Source organism: Streptomyces sp. NPDC025793 (assembly GCF_055558375.1).
The window spans coordinates 1-18741 of the sequence record NZ_JBVHMR010000001.1; the positions used below are offsets into that span (position 1 = coordinate 1).

Below are 18741 nucleotides of genomic sequence, written 5' to 3' on the forward strand. Positions count from 1 at the left end.
CCTCCGTGCGGTGAAGATTCGACACCTCCACCACACACGGGGGCCTTCGCCACGATCAAGACCGCCCAGCGTTAACAACGCTCGTGATCAATACACCTAGACCCCGCCCACCGCCGTCAGCAGCGCGAGCGGCGCCGCGGCCGAACGCGACTCCCGCACACACGCGTGCGGGTACGGCACCGGTTCCGGATGCGTGTCCCGCCCGTACCCGGCCAGGACCTCCGGCAGCCGGTGTCCGGCGGTGCTCGCCGCGTCGACCAGCGCGTGCGCCACCGTCCGGGCCTCGTCGTGCAGCCCGTACCGCGCCAGCCCCAGCGTGATCAGCGCGTTGTCGTGCGGCCACACGGAGCCCCGGTGGTACGACAGCGGGTGGTACGCGGCCTGGCCCGCGGCCACCGTGCGCACGCCCCACCCGGAGAAGAAGTCCGGCTCCAGCAGCCGCCGGCCGACCGCCTCGCCGTACTCCTTGTCCAGCAGCCCCGACCACAGCAGATGCCCGGCGTCGGAGGCCAGCGCGTCGACGCGGCGGCCCCGCCCGTCGAGCGCGAGCGCGGGGAAGGAGTGCTCCGGCATCCAGAAGTCCCGCTGGAAACGGTCCCGCAGATCGGCCGCCGCCTGTTCCAGCAGCGCCGCGTACGTCTCGTCGCCCCACACCGTCCGCGCCACCCACGCCGTGCGGCGCAGCGCGTCGTACGCGTACCCCTGCGCGCCCGCCGCCATCACCGCGCCGGTGGGCCGGGTGCCGTCGGCGCAGCAGATCGCGCCGGGGGAGTCCTTCCAGTTCTGGTTGGCGAGGCCGCCCTCGTCGGCGCGGTAGACGAGATAGCCGCGCGAGGTCAGCCCGCCGTGGTCCAGCATCCAGCCGACGGCGGCGCGGGCATGCCGCTCCAGGCCGCGGGCCAGGTCCGTGTCCCCGGTCTGCTCGACGTACGCGCCGAGCAGGACCAGGAACAGCGGGGTCGCGTCGACGGAGCCGTAGTAGCGCCCGAACGGCACCTGCCCGAAGTGCGCCAGCTCGCCGTGCCGGACCTCGTGCACGATCTTGCCGGGCTGGGCGACGCGCGACGGGCCGGCGGAGCCGGTCGCCTGGGTCGTGGCCAGGGCGAGCAGCGTGGCGGCGGCCGGCCGGGGCCGGTACGGCAGCGCGAACAGGGAGGTGAGCAGGGCGTCCCGGCCGATCAGCGTGAGGTACCAGGGGGCCCCGCCGGCCGGGACGCGCAGCTCCTCGCCGCCCGGTCCGCCGGCCGGCACCTGGAGCGCGGCCAGATCGGCGAGGCCGCGCGCGCACGCCTCCGCCAGCTCCGGCCAGCCGGTCGGGAAGGCCACGCCCTCCATGAACTCCGCCTCGCGCGCCTGCAGTTGCTCGTGCACGGCGGCGGGGTCGCGCGGCACCCGGACGGCCCGCTTCTCGCCGTGCGGGCGGGCGATCACGCGCAGCATCAGCTCGCTCGTGCCGTGCGCGGGCAGGTCCAGGGTCCACACCAGGCGGCGGGCGCCGGTGCCGGTCTCCTCCACGGCGTCGGGCGCCGGGTCGGCCGTGATCGCCGTACGGGACGTCCATTCGGCGCGCCGGTAGGTGAACTCGATGCCGTCGCCCGTCACTTCGCGGGAGCGTACGGCGCCGGGCTTGACGTAGGTGCGGTGGTCGGAGCGGAGTTCGAACTGGTCGGTGAAGTCGGCGTCGACGGTGAGGGCGAGCCGGACCGTGGTCGGCACCGGGCGGTTGCTGGTGACCCGCAGCGACTCCACGAACGAGCTGTCGCCGACGGCCTGGTGACGGAAGACGGTGTGCGCCGGGGGTTCCCGGCGGCCGCCGCGCGGGACCAGGACGCAGCGGGCCGCGTCCCCCTCGGTGACCGGGGTGAGCACCTCGGGCACGGCGCCGTCGACGGTGAGCTGCCAGCGGCTGAGGTGCCGGGCGTCCCGTACGAACAACCCGTCCGGGGCGCCGCTGCCCCGCACTCCGCTGATGTCGCCCCGGTCGCCCACGGCGGCGAACGTCGCCCCGTGCACGAGCAGATGATGCCGGTCCGTCATCGCCGGTCTCCTCCTTCGTCACTCGTGTCGAACGTGCCGGTCACCGCGCTGGACACGCCCTCGCGGGCGCCCTTGACAAGCTCTTGGTACGGCTGGGGGCGGGGCTGACCCTGCACGTCGTGATACAGGTCCAGGGCGAGCGCGGCGGTCCAGCCGAAGCCGGTCGCGCCGCAGGCCTCGCCGGTGCGCGGATCGACGTACTCCGCGAAGCCGGTGGCGTCGGCGAGGTGCAGCACGGCCGCCCGCAGGGTGTCGGCCAGTCGCGGCTCCCCGTGCGCGCGCAGGCCCCGCTCCAGCAGCCAGCCGGTGTTGAACCAGGCGGGCCCGCGCCAGTACCGGTGCGGGTCGAAGGCCTCGCCGAGGAGGTCGTAGCTCGGGACCAGCCGGGTGCGGTCGCCGGGCCCGTCCCCGCATCCGAAGTGCGGACCGCGCAGGGTGCGCACGAGCGTGGCGGCGATCTCGGGCGGCAGGCCGGGGAGCATGAGCGGGATCAGCCCGGAGACACTGCGCTCGCGGACGAGTCCCTGCCCGCCCATGAGGTCCCGGCACAGGAACATGCCGGCCGCCGGGTCCCACAGCCGCTCCACCAGCGCCGCCGTCAGCCGTTCGGCCCGCGCGCGGCGGGCGGTGCCGGCCGCGCCCAGCTCGTCGGCGATCCGGGCGAGCGCGTGCTCGGAGGCGATGAGCAGGGCGTTGAACGCGGGGTCCTCGACGGCGAACTCGCCCTCCCCGTCGGCATACCGGCCGTCCCGGTAGTCCGCGGCCAGCCGCACGTACCGCCCGTAGTCCAGATCCGTCGGCCGGTCCTCGGCCGCCCCGTGGTCGAGGTCGGCCCGGCGGAAGGTGCGGGCCGGGGCCGGGGTGATCCGGGCCAGCGGGGCGTCCCAGCAGGGGCTGTTGTCCATGCCCTGTTCCCAGGGGTGGACCACCGACGCGAGCCCTGCGCCGCCCCGGTCGCGCCGGTGCGTCAGATAGCGGTGCCAGGCGGCCAGGCGCGGGTACACCCGGGCCAGGAAGCCGCGGGAGCGCGAGAGCACCGGGTCGGCGCGGTGCACCAGCCAGGCCGCGAGCGCGTGCACCGGTGGCTGCACGATCCCGGAGGTCTGTACGGTGCGCGGGGCGCCCGCGGTGCGCCCGGCGGTGGCGGAGCGCCAGAAGTCGGGGCTCGGGAAGTAGGCGTCGAGCGGGACGGAGGGGTTGAAGACGATGTGCGGCACGCGCCCGTCGCCCCACTGGGCGGCCAGCAGCGTCTCCAGCTCGGTCTGGGCCCGCAGCGGCGAGACGTGCCGCAGGCCGATGGCGATGAACGCCGAGTCCCAGGACCACTGGTGCGGATACAGGCTCCGGGACGGGACCGTCGCGTTGCCGGTCCAGTTCGCCGCCAGTACCCGGGCCGCCCTGACGTGCAGACCGCCGCCGGAGGCCGGGGGATCGTATGCGATCGCGTGCTCCGTGGCGCGGGTGGTGAGCTGGGCAGTGCGATCCACTCGGGGCTCCCCGAAGACGAAGAACGCCCGGCCGGGCCGGCCGGGTTCGGTTGTGGCTACCGTAGGGTTACGTCTACTTAACAAGCAAAACCCACTATGTAATGCAGGGTTGAGGAACACAAGGGGGTGCGCATGACCGGACGTCCGGGAAGAGCCGTCAGGACGAACGGCGGCCAGGCCGGCGCCGGCGACCTGCTCGAACTGGTGCGCAGCGGACGGGCGGTGACGCGGGGCGCGCTCCAGCAGGTCACCGGGCTGTCCCGGGCCACGGTCGGCCAGCGCCTGGACCGGCTGTTCCGGGCGGGCTGGCTGCGCGAGGGCGCCGGCGGCCCGGTCGGCTCACCCCTCGGCGGGCGCCCTTCCATCACCCTGGAGTTCGACGGCTCCCACGCCGTCGTCCTCGCCGCCGACCTCGACACCCGGCACGCCCGCGCGGCCGTGCTGTCCCTGACCGGCGAGCTGCTCGCCGAGCACGCGGGCACGGTGGTGGTGGAGGACGGGCCGGAGGCCGTGCTCGGTGAACTCGGCCGCTGGTTCGGCGCGTTGCTGGAGAAGGCGGGGCACGCGGCGACGGAGGTCGCCGGCATCGGGCTGGCGGTACCCGGTCCGGTGGACAGCGAGACCGGCCGGGTGGTGCAGCCGCCGATGATGCCGGGCTGGGACGGCTACGACATACGGGGCCGTCTCTCGCGCGCCTTCGCGGAGCACACCGGCCACACCGGCGCCCCGGCCGCCGTCCCGGTCCTGGTCGACAACGACGCCAACCTCATGGCGTACGGCGAGCAGCGCGCCGGACACCCCGACTGCGGGGCGTTCGTCCTGGTCAAGGTGTCCACCGGGATCGGCGCCGGGGTCGTGGTCGACGGCTCGATCTACCGGGGCATCGACGGCGGCGCCGGGGACATCGGGCACATCCGGGTCGGCGCGGACGCGCTGTGCCGGTGCGGCTCCCACGGCTGTCTCGCCGCCGTCGCGAGCGGGGGTGCCGTGGCGCGGCGGCTGGCGGAGTCCGGCGTCCCGGCCGCGTCCGGCTCGGACGTACGGGACCTGCTGGCCGCCGGGCACCCGGAGGCGGCGGCGCTGGCCCGGGAGGCCGGGCGCCTGGTCGGTGACGTGCTGGCGACGGTGGTGACCCTGCTCAACCCCGGGGTGCTGATGATCGCGGGCGACCTGGCGGGCACGCCCTTCCTCACCGGCGTGCGCGAGCTGCTCTACCAGCGGGCGCTGCCCCGCTCCACGGCCCACCTGGACGTGGTCACCTCGGCGCTCGGGGACCAGGCCGCGCTCATCGGAGCGGGGGCACTGGTCGTGGAACACCTCTACGCGCCGGAGCGGGTGGAGGAGCGGCTGCTGGCGCTGGGGGTGTGAGGCCGCTGCCGGCGGGTGCGTGACGAGGGGTTTCGAGGGGTTTCCGGGCGCGTTTCGGGTCTCGGACGACGGTCCGCATGGTGAAATCCCGACCGCTGTGGCAGCGTGATTCTCGCCACCCTTGATAAGGGTTGCGCTCAGATGAGCGAATCATGGGCGACTGCACTTCTCCAAGGGGTGGCACTCGGTGCCACCCCTTGATCATTCATCGATCGAAATCAGACGTGCAGGATCCCTGCTCATCTGAGCGATAAACCCGGTGTTGAGGGGTTCTTGCCTTCAAGAAGTGAACACATCGGGCCGTGCTGGCTTGCCAAGCTTTGACTTTCGATCCGGTGGCGGACGGGTGGTTACAGGCGCATGACGCGCAAGTAGACGTACCCATGAACCTTCGATCTGGGTATGTTCCTCGCCGTCAGGGCAGCCACCGTGGCCTCAAGGAGTCGAGACCCGTGTCGGAAAACAAAGAACCCCACGTAGCGAAGTTCGTTTACGACTTCACCGAGGGCAACAAGGACCTCAAGGACCTCCTCGGCGGCAAGGGCGCCAACCTGGCCGAGATGACCAACCTCGGTCTGCCGGTCCCTCCCGGCTTCACCATCACCACGGAGGCCTGCAAGGTCTACCTGGAGAGCGGCGAGGAGCCCGCGGCACTGCGTGACGAGGTGAGTGCGCACCTCGACGCCCTTGAGCGGAACATGGGCAAGAAGCTCGGCCAGCCGGACAACCCGCTGCTGGTCTCCGTCCGCTCGGGCGCCAAGTTCTCCATGCCCGGCATGATGGACACGGTCCTGAACATCGGCCTGTCCGACAAGTCGGTGCAGGGCCTGGCCAAGCAGGCCGGCGACGACCGCTTCGCCTGGGACTCCTACCGCCGCCTGATCCAGATGTTCGGCAAGACCGTCCTCGGCGTCGACGGCGAGCTCTTCGAGGAGGCCCTCGAGGCGGCCAAGGAGGCCAAGAAGGTCACGGTCGACACCGACCTGGAGGCCGCCGACCTGAAGAAGCTGGTCACCACCTTCAAGAAGATCGTCAAGAAGGAGGCCGGCCGGGACTTCCCGCAGGACCCGCGCGAGCAGATGGACCTCGCCATCGAGGCGGTCTTCAACTCGTGGAACACCGACCGCGCCAAGCTCTACCGCCGCCAGGAGCGCATCCCCGGCGACCTCGGCACGGCCGTCAACGTCTGCTCGATGGTCTTCGGCAACCTCGGCCCCGACTCCGGCACCGGCGTCGCCTTCACCCGCGACCCCGCCTCCGGCCACCAGGGCGTCTACGGCGACTACCTCCAGAACGCCCAGGGCGAGGACGTCGTCGCGGGCATCCGCAACACGGTCCCGCTCGCCGAGCTGGAGTCGATCGACAAGAAGTCGTACGACCAGCTCATGCAGATCATGGAGACCCTGGAGAACCACTACAAGGACCTCTGCGACATCGAGTTCACCATCGAGCGCGGTCAGCTGTGGATGCTCCAGACGCGCGTGGGCAAGCGCACGGCGGGCGCGGCGTTCCGCATCGCGACGCAGCTGGTGGACCAGGGCCTGATCGACGAGACCGAGGCGCTCCAGCGCGTCACCGGCGCCCAGCTGGCCCAGCTGATGTTCCCGCGCTTCGACGAGCAGGCGAAGGTCGCCCAGGTCGCGCGCGGCATCGCCGCCTCCCCCGGTGCGGCGGTCGGCAAGGCCGTCTTCGACTCGTACACCGCCGTGAAGTGGTCGCGCTCGGGCGAGAAGGTCATCCTGGTCCGCCGGGAGACCAACCCCGACGACCTCGACGGCATGATCGCGGCCGAGGGCATCCTCACCTCCCGCGGCGGCAAGACCTCGCACGCGGCCGTGGTCGCCCGCGGCATGGGCAAGACCTGTGTCTGCGGCGCCGAGGAGCTGGAGGTCGACACCAAGCGCCGCCGGATGACGGTGCCGGGCGGGCAGGTCGTGGAGGAGGGCGACCTCATCTCCATCGACGGTTCGAGCGGCAAGGTGTACCTCGGCGAGGTCCCGGTCGTCCCCTCCCCGGTCGTGGAGTACTTCGAGGGCCGCATGCACGCGGGTGCCCACGACGCCGACGAGCTGGTCGAGGCCGTGCACCGCATCATGGCCTTCGCCGACCGCAAGCGCCGGCTGCGGGTGCGCGCCAACGCGGACAACGCCGAGGACGCGCTGCGCGCCCGCCGCTTCGGCGCCCAGGGCATCGGCCTGTGCCGCACGGAGCACATGTTCCTCGGCGACCGCCGTGAGCTGGTCGAGCGCCTGATCCTGGCCGACACGGAGGCCGAGCGCGAGGAGAGCCTGAAGGCCCTTCTCCCGCTGCAGAAGCAGGACTTCGTCGAGCTGTTCTCGGCGATGGACGGCCTGCCGGTGACGGTCCGCCTCCTGGACCCGCCGCTGCACGAGTTCCTCCCGGACATCACCGAGCTGTCGGTCCGGGTGGCCCTGGCCGAGTCCCGCCAGGAGCCCCACGAGAACGAACTGCGCCTGCTCCAGGCCGTCCACCGCCTGCACGAGCAGAACCCGATGCTGGGCCTGCGCGGCGTACGCCTCGGCCTGGTCATCCCCGGCCTGTTCACGATGCAGGTCCGCGCGATCGCGGAAGCGGCGGCCGAGCGCAAGAACGCCAAGGGCGACCCGCGCGCCGAGATCATGATCCCGCTGGTCGGCACGGTCCAGGAGCTGGAGATCGTCCGCGAGGAGGCCGACCAGGTCATCGCCGAGGTCGAGGCGGCGACGGGCACCGAGCTGAAGCTCGCGATCGGCACCATGATCGAGCTGCCGCGTGCCGCGCTCACCGCAGGCCAGATCGCCGAGGCGGCCGAGTTCTTCTCCTTCGGCACGAACGACCTGACGCAGACGGTGTGGGGCTTCTCCCGCGACGACGTCGAGGCCTCGTTCTTCACGGCCTACCTGGAGAAGGGCATCTTCGGCGTCTCCCCGTTCGAGACGATCGACAAGGACGGCGTGGGCTCCCTGGTGAAGCTGGCGGCCGAAGCGGGCCGGCGCACCCGCCCCGACCTCAAGCTCGGCGTCTGCGGCGAGCACGGCGGTGACCCGGAGTCGGTCCACTTCTTCCACGAGGTCGGCCTGGACTACGTCTCCTGCTCCCCGTTCCGCATCCCGGTCGCCCGCCTGGAGGCGGGCCGCGCGGCGACGCAGTCGGCGGGCAGCGACCACCGCTGACCCCTCCGGGGCCGTATGAACCCCGGAGCCGCCGTCGGTCCCCGACCCTCACCGATCGGCGGCGGCCCCGGCGCACGAGAAGGAGAGGCGACACCCTGTGCGGGGGTGTCGCCTCTCCGTGCATCATCTGCGGGGACTGTCAAGCTAAGTCGCTGACCAGGACAAATGGCGTTTGCTCGCGTTGGTTGCCGTTGAACCCGCCCGAAGCCGTTGTGCCCTCGTTGTGCCCTGCAAGTGCGGTCGGGTCCCTTCACACGCCGGCCCGGCAGCGACAAAGGATGTGCTCCTCGCGAACGTCGCCGCCGTGAGCGAGGGCAGCAGCGCCCGGGAGACCACGACTGCGCTGGCCATCGACCTCGTCAAGGACCGAGTAGATCATGGGTCCCGGGACACGTGAGCGTCCCGGGACGCATGGTCAGATCGCCTTTACTTGAGTGCGGGGGCGGAGCCGGCCTCCTTCGGGCCCATGACGATCGCCTCGGGGGTCGGGCGGTGGAGGACGTACGCGACGGTGGCGACCGTGGCGGCCGCGATGCTGCCGATGGCCGTTCCCTCCTCGGGCTCGATCACGTGGGTGAGGACACCGGCGACAAGGAGCGCACCGATCACGACGGCTGTGGAAGCGATCAGAACCCGTCGCATTCCGTACCTGACGGGACTGCCAGTGAGCGGGGTCACTGTGCGTGTGCTAGTCCACCGACTACGTTGGGACATGGGTATCGACCCTTTCGAGGTTCGACGCACTACCCGGCGGCCCCCTGTTGCACCAGGGGGCCGCAGTCATTCCCGGGGGTCTGACTGCGGCCGAAGGCCTGTGGGTGCACCCGCGTCGGGTGCCGATCCAACCGATACCGGGAGCGGGTTCACATCTTCAAGAAACGTGTGCTGCGCCACAGTTGCGCAATCGAGTCCGCAAATCCCGGGCGTGTCGCCCTTTATTGACGCCGTAACGGGCATTCCGGACGCACCCCGGAGGGGTATTCACGTGCAGACATGCGCGTGGTGTCCGATTTGTGCTCGACCTACTAGGCGCAGCGATGCGTGTACAAGCCCGATATTTGAAGGCTGTTGTGAGCGTGGCGAGGATCACAGAATGCGTGCGACTTGGCAGGTCAGAAGCATCCTGTCGAAGTTCAATATGCCCGTTTTGGGCGATCCTCTCCGGACCTCCTTTCACTTCCGTGTGATAGGGCCTTTCGGGGTCGCTATCACATGGCTTAACAACGGCTATCGCAATGGGCCGAGTTGTTGGTGAGTGATGAGGCGACAGGCGAGTTTGAGGACCGCTTCGTGGATGCCGGACCGGTGTTCTCTGTGAATGCGTTGGCGGCGGAGGCCATGCAGCCGGGCGAATGGTCCGCTCGACCACGCACCGTTCGCGGTAGATGTGGTGGTCGTAGCCTCGGTCGGCGAAGATGGACTCGGGGCCATGACCTGCGGTGGTAATGCCTTGGACGCGCATGACTGCAAGGGGGTGGGACCCTTGGTAGTGCGCTGTAGAGCGACGCGAGAGGAGTCGAAGTGCCGGAGGCCAGTCCGCGCGGAACCTACCTGATCATTGCGGAGGCGCTGCGTGGCGAGATTCAGGCGGATCGGGGCGACGACGCCTTGCCGTCAGAGGCCGACCTGATGGATTCGCATGGTGTCTCTCGGAACACGATCCGCCGAGCACTCAAGGTTCTCGAAGCCGAGGGAGTTGTCGAGTCCGCTCCCGGGATCGGGTGGCGCGTGGTCCGGGAAGGTGACCGGCGGTCCCTCGCTGAGCGCATGGCTGACATGATCGCGGAGGACTCGCTTTCGGTGGGGGATCCGTACCCGTCCGAAGCGAAGCTGTGCGAGCGGTTGGGCGCGTCCCGTACCGCCGTGCGCCGCGTCCTTGCCCAGATGGAGGGAAACGGCCTGCTCGCCACCGTTCACGGCAAGGGGCGAACCGTACGCGCTCTCCCGACTCCCACGGTCCGGCCGTAACCTTGGCCGCCATGGGACTGACTGAGTGGGCGTACTCGCTCTCCGAATCGCTGCTGTCCGATCCGCTTCCGCGTCGGTGGGCGCACTCGCTGGGTGTCGCCAAGCGTGCTCGCTCCTTGGGCCCGATCCTGGGCGGTGATGCCGAGTTGCTGGAAGCTGCCGCGGTGCTGCATGACATCGGGTACGCGCCGGCCATCGCCACGACCGGCTTTCACCCGCTGGACGGCGCACGCTTCCTCCGCGACCAGGAAAAGGCTGACGAGCGGGTTGTTCGTCTCGTGGCTCACCACTCCTGCGCCCTGCTGGAAGCCGAGGAACGCGGACTGAGGCAGGAGCTGGAGGAGGAGTTCGAGCTAGAGCGTCCGGACCTGGTCGATGCCCTGCTGTACTGCGACATGACCACGACGCCGGACGGGACGCAGACCACGCCGGTCGAGCGGCTGGACGAGATCGTGCAGCGGTATGGCCCGGACACGATCGTCGGACGGTTCATTCAGCGCGCGGCCCCCGAGATCCACGCGGCGGCGAGGCGCGTTGAGGGTCGGTTGGCGCAGGTCTCTGCTGAGGGTTAGCCGATGTAGGGCTCGCGCCGCGAGTCGTCGAGACCGTGGCGAATACGCAGCATCATCGACGGATGGATGTCCAGCCCGTCAAGGTCCGCTGGGTCAACCCAGCGGACCTCTTTCGACTCGCTACTCGTGCGCAGGGAACCGCCGACAGGGTGAGCCCGGAAGCAGATGGAGAACTGCTGTCGGACCTCTCCGTCGTCGTACGCCAGCACGTGTTCAGGGTCGGTGTAGAGACCGACGATGCTGTCTACCTCAACGTCGATGCCGGTCTCTTCCGAGACCTCACGGACGGCGGTGTCACCGATGCGCTCGCCGATGTCGTGCCCACCGCCGGGCAGTGCCCACAGATCGTTGTCTGTCTTGTGGATGAGCAGCAACCGCCCCGAGTCGTCCCGGACGACCGCAGTGACCGAGGGCACTACCGAGTTGGCCTGAGGGGCGTTCGGGTCGCGGAAGTAGTCGATGCGGCTCATCAGGCAGTGCCTTCCCAATCGGCGGGTGAGGAGATCGGACGGGCCGATTCCCAGACCTTCTCAACGCTCTCAGCGTAGGCGTCGAAGAGTTCACCGCCGGGCACGCGTCGCAGGTGCAGCACGGGGGCCATGTAGGCACCGACGCCGTAGAGGTGCCCGTTCGCCAGCATCTCGTCATCGGCCCGGTAGATCGAGTTGTAGAGGGTCGTACCGTGCAACCGGAACTCCACTCCGGGGAGGCCGAAGAGCGGGCCGTAGTTGATGAGGGCGTTCCGGATCTTGCCCGCCATCGTCGCGCCGATTCCTTCGTCCTCGCCGCGCACCGCCACGGCCGGCGACGTGGGCTCTCCCAGCATGAAGCGGATGGGCACTCCGTCGGCTGACTTCTCCTTCACGATCCTGTGGAAGGTCGCGTCTTCCGTGAGCCAGAACCCGGAGTACACCAACAGGTCAAACTGACGGGTCGCCTTGGAGTAGAGGTTCGTCCAGAGAGTTTGCATCACCACAGACCGGTGCGGATAGAGCCTGACCAACTCTGCGTTACCAGAGGCAGTGACCTCGGATGATGTGCGTTCGTCGGGCCACAGGTACGACACTTCGCACTTCAAAAGCGAGGCAGTCGCGTACTGGAAGCGACGATATGGCTTGCGCTCAGGCTCGTTGATCCATCGTTCCACCGTCTTGGCGGCAACCCCGAGCCGTTGGGCGACCTCATCGAGCGTCAGGCCCAAGTCCACTATCGCGCCGCGCAGCCGCTCGTTCGCCACATCCAACCTCCGCCTTGTTGGGACGACTTGGTTCGACTTTACGGGAGCTAAGTACGACTTGAGCCGGTCAACCGCGAAGTCGATCGTCGTCGCTGGCGGCGCGAGTCTGTAGGTGCATCGAGCGCGAGGGGCTCGCAGAACTCAAACAGCCGAAGGGCTTGACGGGGCGAACCCCTCTCTGCAAGATGAGGAACACGTAATACATGTTCCTCTCGTTCGGGGCGCGTCAGCGCCCCGAACGAGTGCACGACCAATGGGGGCCACGTTCACGGACGCGGCCTCAAGGGGCCCGGGACAGAGCGGGCCGAGGGCGCACCCGACCCCTGGTCATTCGGGAGGGCTTAGACCGAAAGGTCATGTCTCCATACGCCTTCAACGGGGTCATGCCGCGCTACCTGATACGGGCGCGGCGCCCAAAGGAGACCCACTTCGCCCCGGCATCTCGCCGTGAGGGCGCCGCTTCGAATGCGGCCCGGGGCACGCACCACCAACCCGACCACCTCTGAGAGGACACCACGTGTTCGGTAAGAGCCACAGCATCTTCGTTATGTCCGGCCCGCGCGGCCGTGGCTACCAGTACTGCTGCACCTGCGGGGCCGAGGGCTTCACGGACCCCACCCGCCGCCTCGCGAGGCAGAGGGGCGAGCGGCACATCGCCAAGTTCAAGGCCAACGGCCGCTAGCCGAAGGGAAGCAATCGACATGGATTCGCTGGTGAGCAGCGTGATTGCTGTTGTCGGAACACTGCTGGGTGCGGTGGTCGCGGGACTGCTTCAGCATCGCGCATCCCGCATGGACCGGCAGGAGGCGCAGGATCAGGCACTGCGTCGTGAACGGCTGTCGGCCGTGACGAGTCTGGTCGCCGCGCTGAGCGAGCACCGCCGCGCGATGTGGGTCCGAGAGGACTTACGGCTCTCGGGTGCTCCGTCCGACGCCTACGCGGAAGCGCGGGCGCAGAGTCACATCACCCGCGCCGCGATCACGGCGCCGCTGACGGCCGTGAAAATCCTCGCCCCGTCTCTTTCTGACGCGGCCGAGCACGCGGCGCATGCCAGCTACTCCCTGCGGGCGGTGGCTGACGAAGACATCCTCACCGCTCGCCGTGAAGCAGCGATCGCGGCATCTGACCGCCTGGTCAACGCGGCGGCCGCACTGATTTGACAGGCAAGTCCCACCCCATCCCAACCTGAAACGGCGCGCGGCTCCCGGGGTGCCACCCGGGAGCCGCTGTTCGGGCCGTTCCACCTGTGAGAGGAACCACGACCCATGCAGCACATCGTCACAGTTCAGGACGCTGTTACCGCGTTCGCGGACTGGATGGAACCCACCAGTGCGGAACTGGACGCGATCGAGCAGGAGATGCCGCTGATCCTCGCGGACGTCGACCTGTTGGACGCACAGATCATCACCCTCGACCACGCCCCCACGGAGCTGGACACCCGCCGGATCCGCCGGGCCCGGCGCCGGGTGCTGGCCGAGCGGGCCGCGCTGGCCGAGCGCACGGCCACGGCGAGCCTGCCGGGCGGTGCGGCGTGAACGATGACACCCGCGCGTTCCTGGCCGCCGTCCTGGACGCCATCAACATTCCCGCACCGGCCACCTTCGGCGACAGCGAAGCGTTCAGCCGTCTACTGGAAGACCGTGTGCTGGACGCGGTCGTTGCCCTGACCGGCGCCCTGGGCGAGCCGCCGGCCGCCGACTGGGGGCTTGGCTGGCACACCGCCTATCTGCGTGAGCAGCTCGCGAAGAAGCCGCCGACCACCTACCGCCACTACGGCGCGGACGGGGGTGCGGTGTGATGGGTCGCAGGTTCAAGGACATGCAGACGCCGGAGCAGCAGTACGCCGCTCGGCAGCAGCGTTCCGTGCGGGGCCCGGAGCGGCCTGCCACGCATGAGCAGTGGGTGCGGATGACCACCTACCAGCAGGCCGCGCACCTGGCCCGTCTCGACGGACGCGAGGACGACGCCCGCGAGTGGGAACAGCGTGAGGCCGAGGTGACCGCCCCGGCGCCGAAGAAGCGGTGGTGGTCTCGGTGAACGGTCTGCTCACGATGGCGTCGGTGGCCGGGCCGCTGGCCGGCGGGTGGGGCGTCCACGGTCTGTGGATGCGCCGCCGGCTGTCGGCCGCGCGGCGGGATCCGCTGTCGGGGCTGTGGACGAGGGCGCCGTTCGAGCGGCGTGCGGCCCGTCTGCTGGCCCGCCACCATGCGGCGGTCGTGCTGGTCGACCTGGACGGCTTCAAGGCCCTCAACGACACCCTCGGCCACGCCGCCGGTGACGAGGCGATCCGGGTCACCGCCGCGAGCCTGAACGGCGCACTCGCCGAGCATCGCGGGGCTGTTGCGGCCCGGCTGGGTGGGGATGAGTTCGCCGCCGTGGTACCGCTGGAGGAGCCGTTCACGCTGCCCTGGCTGCTGAACGATCTGCACGGCGTACTCACCGCCCCGTTCACCTACCGGGGCCGCACCCTCCGTGTGGGCGCTTCGGTGGGCGCCTGCCTGACCGCCGAACTCCCCTCCCGTTCACTGCCGCTGGCGTTACGGCGGGCGGATGAGGCCATGTACACGGCCAAGCGCGACGGGGGCGGCTGGTGCCTGGCCGACGGCCCCGACCTGACCCACACCAGTCGGGCCGGCCGCCGCTTGGGCCGCCCGGGAACGGGCGGAAGGGAGGCGGCGTGAACGCCGTTCATATCCGTTCAGCCGAGCGCGCCCTGTCCGTCGGTACCTGGCTGATCGTGGCCGGCGCGGTGCTCTACTCGGTCCTCACCGTGACCCCGCTCGCCGCCGCTCACACCCCGGCGAAGTGGTCGTGGACCGCGCCGATTCTCCCGCTCGTCGTGGACGCTGCGGTCGTCATCGTCGTCCGCCTGGACGCCGTTCTCGCCCGGCTGGGCGGGCACGGTGGCCGGTGGCCGGTGGTGCTGCGGTGGATGACCGGGGGCATGACCCTGGCCCTGAACGTCGCCGACTCCGCCCTGAAGAACGACCTGGTGGGCGTCGCCGTCCACGCCGTGGCACCTCTGCTGCTGATCGTGACCGCAGAGACGGGGCTCGCCTACCGGCGGGCGATCGCCGCCGCTGTCACGGCGTTGCAGGAACGGGAGCGGGCCGAGCGCGAGCAGCGTGAGCAGGCTGCTGCCGCCCGGCGGGAGGATGCCGCGCGGCGGGCGCGGGAGGAACGCGAGCACGCCGCGCAGTTGGCCCGTGAACAGCGTGAGCACGAAGCCCTCATGGCCCGGGAGGCGGCCGAGCGGGAAGTCGCCGAACGCCGCGAGGAACGCGAACGGCAAGAGGCCCGTGAACGCGAGCGTGAACAGCGCGAGCGCGACCGTGAACGGGCCGAGCGGGAGGCAGCCGAGCGCCGCGAGCGCGAGCGGCGTGAGCGAGTGGAGCGTGAACGCCGTGAACAGGCCGAGCAGCAGCAGCGGGCCGAGCGTGAACGCGCCGCGCTGCTGGAACGCGGCCCGGCCACCGGCAAGCTCCCGGAGGACGAAGCACGCGCGATCGTAACCGCCGCGTTCACCGCCGGTCTGTCGGTGCGCTCCGCCGCCGAGCTGTGCGGCTGGTCGGTGGGCTGGGTCAACGCCCGCTACGCCGAACACCGGCCGCCGGACGCCGGCGGGGCTGGACTGACCGTCGTCGGCCGCTGATGGCCGCTATACCCGTATATCTCTGGCGCCTGGCCCCGGACGGATACGCCACCCTGCGCCAACTGCGCGCGCAGGGGCTCAGGCCCGGCGGTCAGGACGTGGCTGCGCAGATCGAGCGCCCGCGCCGCCGGCGCGGCCCGCTCATCGCGTACCTGTACCGCGTCGACCTGGCCAAACCGGTCCGGCCGATGACCCCGGCGAAGTGGGCGGCGCTGGCCAAGGCCAACGCCGCCCGCCGCATCTGCCCCGCCTGCGGCCGGGACGCCGGATACGTCATTCCCTCTTCGCTCGGCACGTGCGTGCCGTGCGCGTACCCCGAAGGAACTTCGGATGGAATCGCTGCCTGACGTGCCCAAAGTCGTCCAGCTCCCGGACGGCACCTACGCCTACACCGATCAGCTTCCCGCCCCGCCGCAGTACTACAGCGGCCCGCAGATCATCCACCAGCACGTACACCAGGCCCCGCCGGACCGCACCGTCCAGCGCATCGCCCTCGGCTCCGGCATCGGCGCCGGCACAGTGGCGGCCGGGGTCTACTTCGGCCCGCTGCTGGTCGGCGTGCTCACCGCCATGGCCGCCAACCTCGCCCTGATCGCGTTCCTCGCGGCCGTGTGCGTGTGGGGTGTTGTCACCGTCGTCCGCTCGGTGGGCGGCGAGGACGGCAAGCGCGCCGCCGGCAACGTCCGCCGCGCCCGCCGCCGGCGCTGACGGTTCCCCGCGGTTCCGGGACTCGCGTCCCGGGGCCGTCGGGAGCCGGACAGTCCGGCCCGGAACGGAGACACCGACGTGAGCCGCGAAGAACTCCACCTCACCCGGGGCGAGAAGGCCCGCATCGCGCTGCTGGTCGCCCGGATGGCCAAGCGCGGGCTCGCCGACGACCGCCAGTTCGGCGGCCGGGTCGACCAGCGGGACCTTCAGCGCAAGGTCGAGCGGATCGAGGAGCAGGCCCGCAAGCGCGCCGAGCGCACCAAGAACGGCAAGTAGCCACGCCCCGGGGGCGGTCGTCCCGGCCAAGGAAACCGGCCGCCCCCCGGGCCACCCACAACCCGTTTGAGTAGCAGGGAGTACCCAGCATGACGGAAAGCACGACGGGCCCGCACCTGCGCCCCGTGCCCAGCCTCGACAAGGACGACGACACCCCGGCCGCGCCCGTCGCGGTCGACAACCCGGCGCTGCCGGACCCGAAGGTGACGATCGAGAAGCGCAAGCCTGTTCTCGCCGGATGGCTCACCAACCGGCGTGACTTCCTCGCCACCGCCCGCCACGCCGGCGCCAACCTGGGCTACGCCGCGCTCTACCACGGGGTTCGACTCCCCGTGTATGCCGGACGCCTCGCCCTGATGTCGCCCCGGGGTGCCTGCCGGTTCATCGCGTCAACGAACCGGTGGGTGTGGGACCGCGAGGCCGCCCCGTTGCGGGCGTACGCGGTCCAGACCGAGGACGTCGAGGAGTACATGCGCCTCGCCCGCCTCCGCTCCGGCCGCGTCCGGCTGCGCGGCCTGGTCACCGTAGTCGCAACCATGTTCGGTCTCGGCTTCGCCCTCTACCTGTACGTCCTCGCCCCCGAGTACCTGTACGCGTTCGCGGCCGGCGGCGTGCTGATGCTCGGTATGGGCGGACAGCAGCCGGACGCCCCGGTCGTGGGCCCGGCGGTGCTCAAGACCGAGTTGCAGAAGCTCACCGGCACCATCGTCCTGCGCGGTCTGGAGTCCATCGGCAACCCGAAGATCACCGCCGCCATCAAGAGGGGCGGCGACATGGACGGGATGCGCTTCACCTCGGAGATCGTGCGGGACGGGCCCGGCTACCGCGCCGACCTCGACCTTCCCTACGGCGTCACGCCGGACGACATCATGGAAAAGCGCGAGGCCCTCGCGTCCGGTCTGCGCCGCAAGGTCGGCTGCGTCTGGCCGTCCGGTGACGAGAACGAGCACGAAGGACGTCTCGTGCTGTGGGTCGGCGACCGGCCCATGAACGAGACGACGAAACCGGCCTGGCCGCTGCTCAAGGACGGCCGGGTCGACCTGTTCAAGCCGGTCATCTTCGGCAACGACCAGCGCATGCGCTGGGTCGAGGTCACCCTGATGTTCGCCGCCATCGTCATCGGCTCCATCCCCCGGATGGGAAAGACGTTCCTCTTGCGTCTGCTCCTGCTGATCTGCGCCCTCGACCCCCGCGCGGCCCTGTACGCGTTCGACCTCAAGGGCACCGGCGACCTCGGCCCACTGGAACCCGTCTGCCACCGCTACCGCTCAGGCGAGGAAGACGAGGACGTCGAGTACATCCTGAACGCCCTGCGGGAGATCAAGGAGGAGATCCGCCGCCGGGCCAAGGTGATCCGCAGCCTGCCGCGCTCGCGCTGCCCGGAGTCGAAGGTGACGCCGGACCTGGCCAGCGACAAGAGCCTTGGCCTGCACCCGATCGTCATCGGTATCGACGAGTGCCAGATGGTGTTCGAGCACGAGAAGTACGGCCCGGAGATCGAGTCCATCTGCACCGACATCACCAAGCGCGGCCCGGCCCTCGGCATCGTCGGCATGTTCGCCACCCAGCGGCCCGACGCCAAGTCGCTGCCGCCCGGCATCTCCGCCAACGCAGTCCTGCGGTTCTGCCTGAAGGTGATGAACCACCAGGCCAACGACATGGTGCTCGGCACCGGCACGTACAAGTCCGGTATCCGCGCCACCATGTTCAGCCGCCGCGACCTCGGTATCTGCTGGATGGCCGGTGAGGGCGACGACCCGCGCATCGTCGCGAGCGCGTTCGTGGACGCCCCGAAGGCCGAACTGGTCGTCACCCGGGCCCGGAAGATGCGCGAGGAGTACGGCAACGTCACCGGCCACGCCATCGGCCAGGGCCCGGAGACCACCGGCGCCGGATCCGACATCCTCGCCGACACCCTCGACGTCATCGCCGCCGACGAGAAAGCCGTGTGGTGCGAGCGCATCGCGGTCCGCCTCTCCGACACGCGCCCCGAGACCTACGCCGGATGGCAGGGCGAGAACGTCACCGCCGCGCTCAAGCCGTGGGGCATCAAGCCGGGGCAGGTGTGGGGCACCACCGACGAGGGTGAGGGCGCCAACCGGCGCGGCATCAAGCGCGCCGACATCGTCGCCGCGATTACTCGGCGTAACGCCGATCGGGCCGCCGCCTAGACCGAGCAGAGCTGCTAGACCTAGCGGCCGTCGCCGCTAGGTCTAGCACCTCCACTAGCGCCCTATAGGGCCGCTGATCAGCTTACTAGCGT

General features: G+C 70.3%; 20 protein-coding genes. 15 read left to right on the top strand and 5 right to left on the bottom strand.

The annotated features are described in order from the left end of the window. Positions 1–96: 96 nt before the first annotated feature. On the bottom strand, positions 97–2037 hold the full coding sequence (locus ACZ4MF_RS00005; RefSeq protein WP_467488220.1) for an amylo-alpha-1,6-glucosidase: 1941 nt from the start codon (positions 2035–2037) through the stop codon (positions 97–99). Beyond that, on the bottom strand, positions 2034–3524 hold the full coding sequence (locus tag ACZ4MF_RS00010) for an MGH1-like glycoside hydrolase domain-containing protein (protein ID WP_467488223.1): 1491 nt from the start codon (positions 3522–3524) through the stop codon (positions 2034–2036). Before ACZ4MF_RS00010 ends, ACZ4MF_RS00005 begins: the two co-directional genes overlap by 4 nt. A 132-nt stretch (positions 3525–3656) precedes the next feature. Here ACZ4MF_RS00010 and ACZ4MF_RS00015 point away from each other — a divergent pair, with 132 nt between their 5' ends. Beyond that, positions 3657–4892, top strand: a complete 1236-nt coding sequence (locus ACZ4MF_RS00015; protein ID WP_467488226.1) for an ROK family protein — start codon at positions 3657–3659, stop codon at positions 4890–4892. Between the two features lie 452 nt (positions 4893–5344). Beyond that, positions 5345–8065, top strand: a complete 2721-nt coding sequence (ppdK, locus tag ACZ4MF_RS00020) for a pyruvate, phosphate dikinase (protein ID WP_467488229.1) — start codon at positions 5345–5347, stop codon at positions 8063–8065. A 426-nt stretch (positions 8066–8491) separates the two neighbouring features. On the opposite strand, the gene ACZ4MF_RS00025 is transcribed toward ppdK, so the two are convergent. Further along, entirely contained in the window at positions 8492–8674 is a 183-nt protein-coding gene (locus ACZ4MF_RS00025; protein WP_467488233.1) for a hypothetical protein, read from the bottom strand. Positions 8675–9586: 912 nt separating this feature from the next. Between ACZ4MF_RS00025 and ACZ4MF_RS00030 the strand changes: the two genes are divergently transcribed. Both ACZ4MF_RS00030 and ACZ4MF_RS00035 read left to right on the top strand, forming a co-directional pair. Then, positions 9587–10033, top strand: coding sequence for a winged helix-turn-helix domain-containing protein (locus ACZ4MF_RS00030; RefSeq protein ID WP_467488236.1), 447 nt, complete (start codon positions 9587–9589; stop codon positions 10031–10033). An 11-nt stretch (positions 10034–10044) separates the two neighbouring features. Then, complete coding sequence (locus ACZ4MF_RS00035) at positions 10045–10605, top strand: HD domain-containing protein (RefSeq protein ID WP_467488238.1); 561 nt, start codon at positions 10045–10047, stop codon at positions 10603–10605. Here the strand turns inward: ACZ4MF_RS00035 and ACZ4MF_RS00040 are convergent. Both ACZ4MF_RS00040 and ACZ4MF_RS00045 read right to left on the bottom strand, forming a co-directional pair. Beyond that, positions 10602–11075, bottom strand: a complete 474-nt coding sequence (locus tag ACZ4MF_RS00040) for an NUDIX domain-containing protein (RefSeq protein ID WP_467488240.1) — start codon at positions 11073–11075, stop codon at positions 10602–10604. The two genes, ACZ4MF_RS00035 and ACZ4MF_RS00040, sit on opposite strands and share 4 nt — an antisense overlap. Continuing rightward, complete coding sequence (locus ACZ4MF_RS00045; protein WP_467488242.1) at positions 11075–11842, bottom strand: helix-turn-helix domain-containing protein; 768 nt, start codon at positions 11840–11842, stop codon at positions 11075–11077. Before ACZ4MF_RS00045 ends, ACZ4MF_RS00040 begins: the two co-directional genes overlap by 1 nt. Positions 11843–12359: 517 nt before the next feature. On the opposite strand from ACZ4MF_RS00045, the gene ACZ4MF_RS00050 reads away from it, so the two are divergent. The 11 genes from ACZ4MF_RS00050 (at position 12360) to ACZ4MF_RS00100 (ending at position 18649) form a co-directional block, all read left to right on the top strand. Beyond that, positions 12360–12524, top strand: coding sequence for a hypothetical protein (locus ACZ4MF_RS00050; RefSeq protein WP_467488245.1), 165 nt, complete (start codon positions 12360–12362; stop codon positions 12522–12524). Positions 12525–12543: 19 nt separating this feature from the next. Beyond that, positions 12544–13002 carry a protein kilB gene (locus ACZ4MF_RS00055; protein ID WP_467488247.1) on the top strand — a complete coding sequence of 153 codons (459 nt, stop codon included), beginning with the start codon at positions 12544–12546 and terminating at the stop codon, positions 13000–13002. 105 nt (positions 13003–13107) lie between these two features. Next, positions 13108–13377: a DUF6284 family protein gene (locus ACZ4MF_RS00060; protein WP_467488250.1), complete on the top strand. Its 270-nt coding sequence runs from the start codon at positions 13108–13110 to the stop codon at positions 13375–13377. Beyond that, positions 13374–13640: a hypothetical protein gene (locus ACZ4MF_RS00065; protein WP_467488253.1), complete on the top strand. Its 267-nt coding sequence runs from the start codon at positions 13374–13376 to the stop codon at positions 13638–13640. Before ACZ4MF_RS00060 ends, ACZ4MF_RS00065 begins: the two co-directional genes overlap by 4 nt. After that, the gene (locus tag ACZ4MF_RS00070; RefSeq protein WP_467488256.1) at positions 13640–13879 is read left to right on the top strand and encodes a hypothetical protein; all 240 of its coding nucleotides are present in this window, start codon (positions 13640–13642) and stop codon (positions 13877–13879) included. The genes ACZ4MF_RS00065 and ACZ4MF_RS00070 overlap by 1 nt, the downstream gene beginning before the upstream one ends. After that, positions 13867–14523, top strand: coding sequence for a GGDEF domain-containing protein (locus ACZ4MF_RS00075; protein ID WP_467488258.1), 657 nt, complete (start codon positions 13867–13869; stop codon positions 14521–14523). Before ACZ4MF_RS00070 ends, ACZ4MF_RS00075 begins: the two co-directional genes overlap by 13 nt. After that, on the top strand, positions 14520–15494 hold the full coding sequence (locus ACZ4MF_RS00080) for a DUF2637 domain-containing protein (protein ID WP_467488261.1): 975 nt from the start codon (positions 14520–14522) through the stop codon (positions 15492–15494). Before ACZ4MF_RS00075 ends, ACZ4MF_RS00080 begins: the two co-directional genes overlap by 4 nt. Beyond that, positions 15494–15841, top strand: a complete 348-nt coding sequence (locus ACZ4MF_RS00085; RefSeq protein WP_467488265.1) for an RRQRL motif-containing zinc-binding protein — start codon at positions 15494–15496, stop codon at positions 15839–15841. The genes ACZ4MF_RS00080 and ACZ4MF_RS00085 overlap by 1 nt, the downstream gene beginning before the upstream one ends. Continuing rightward, the gene (locus ACZ4MF_RS00090) at positions 15825–16202 is read left to right on the top strand and encodes a DUF6251 family protein (protein ID WP_467488268.1); all 378 of its coding nucleotides are present in this window, start codon (positions 15825–15827) and stop codon (positions 16200–16202) included. Before ACZ4MF_RS00085 ends, ACZ4MF_RS00090 begins: the two co-directional genes overlap by 17 nt. A gap of 78 nt (positions 16203–16280) precedes the next feature. Then, the gene (locus tag ACZ4MF_RS00095; protein ID WP_402072270.1) at positions 16281–16478 is read left to right on the top strand and encodes a DUF6257 family protein; all 198 of its coding nucleotides are present in this window, start codon (positions 16281–16283) and stop codon (positions 16476–16478) included. 89 nt (positions 16479–16567) lie between these two features. Next, complete coding sequence (locus tag ACZ4MF_RS00100) at positions 16568–18649, top strand: cell division protein FtsK (RefSeq protein WP_467488270.1); 2082 nt, start codon at positions 16568–16570, stop codon at positions 18647–18649. Positions 18650–18741 lie beyond the last annotated feature (92 nt).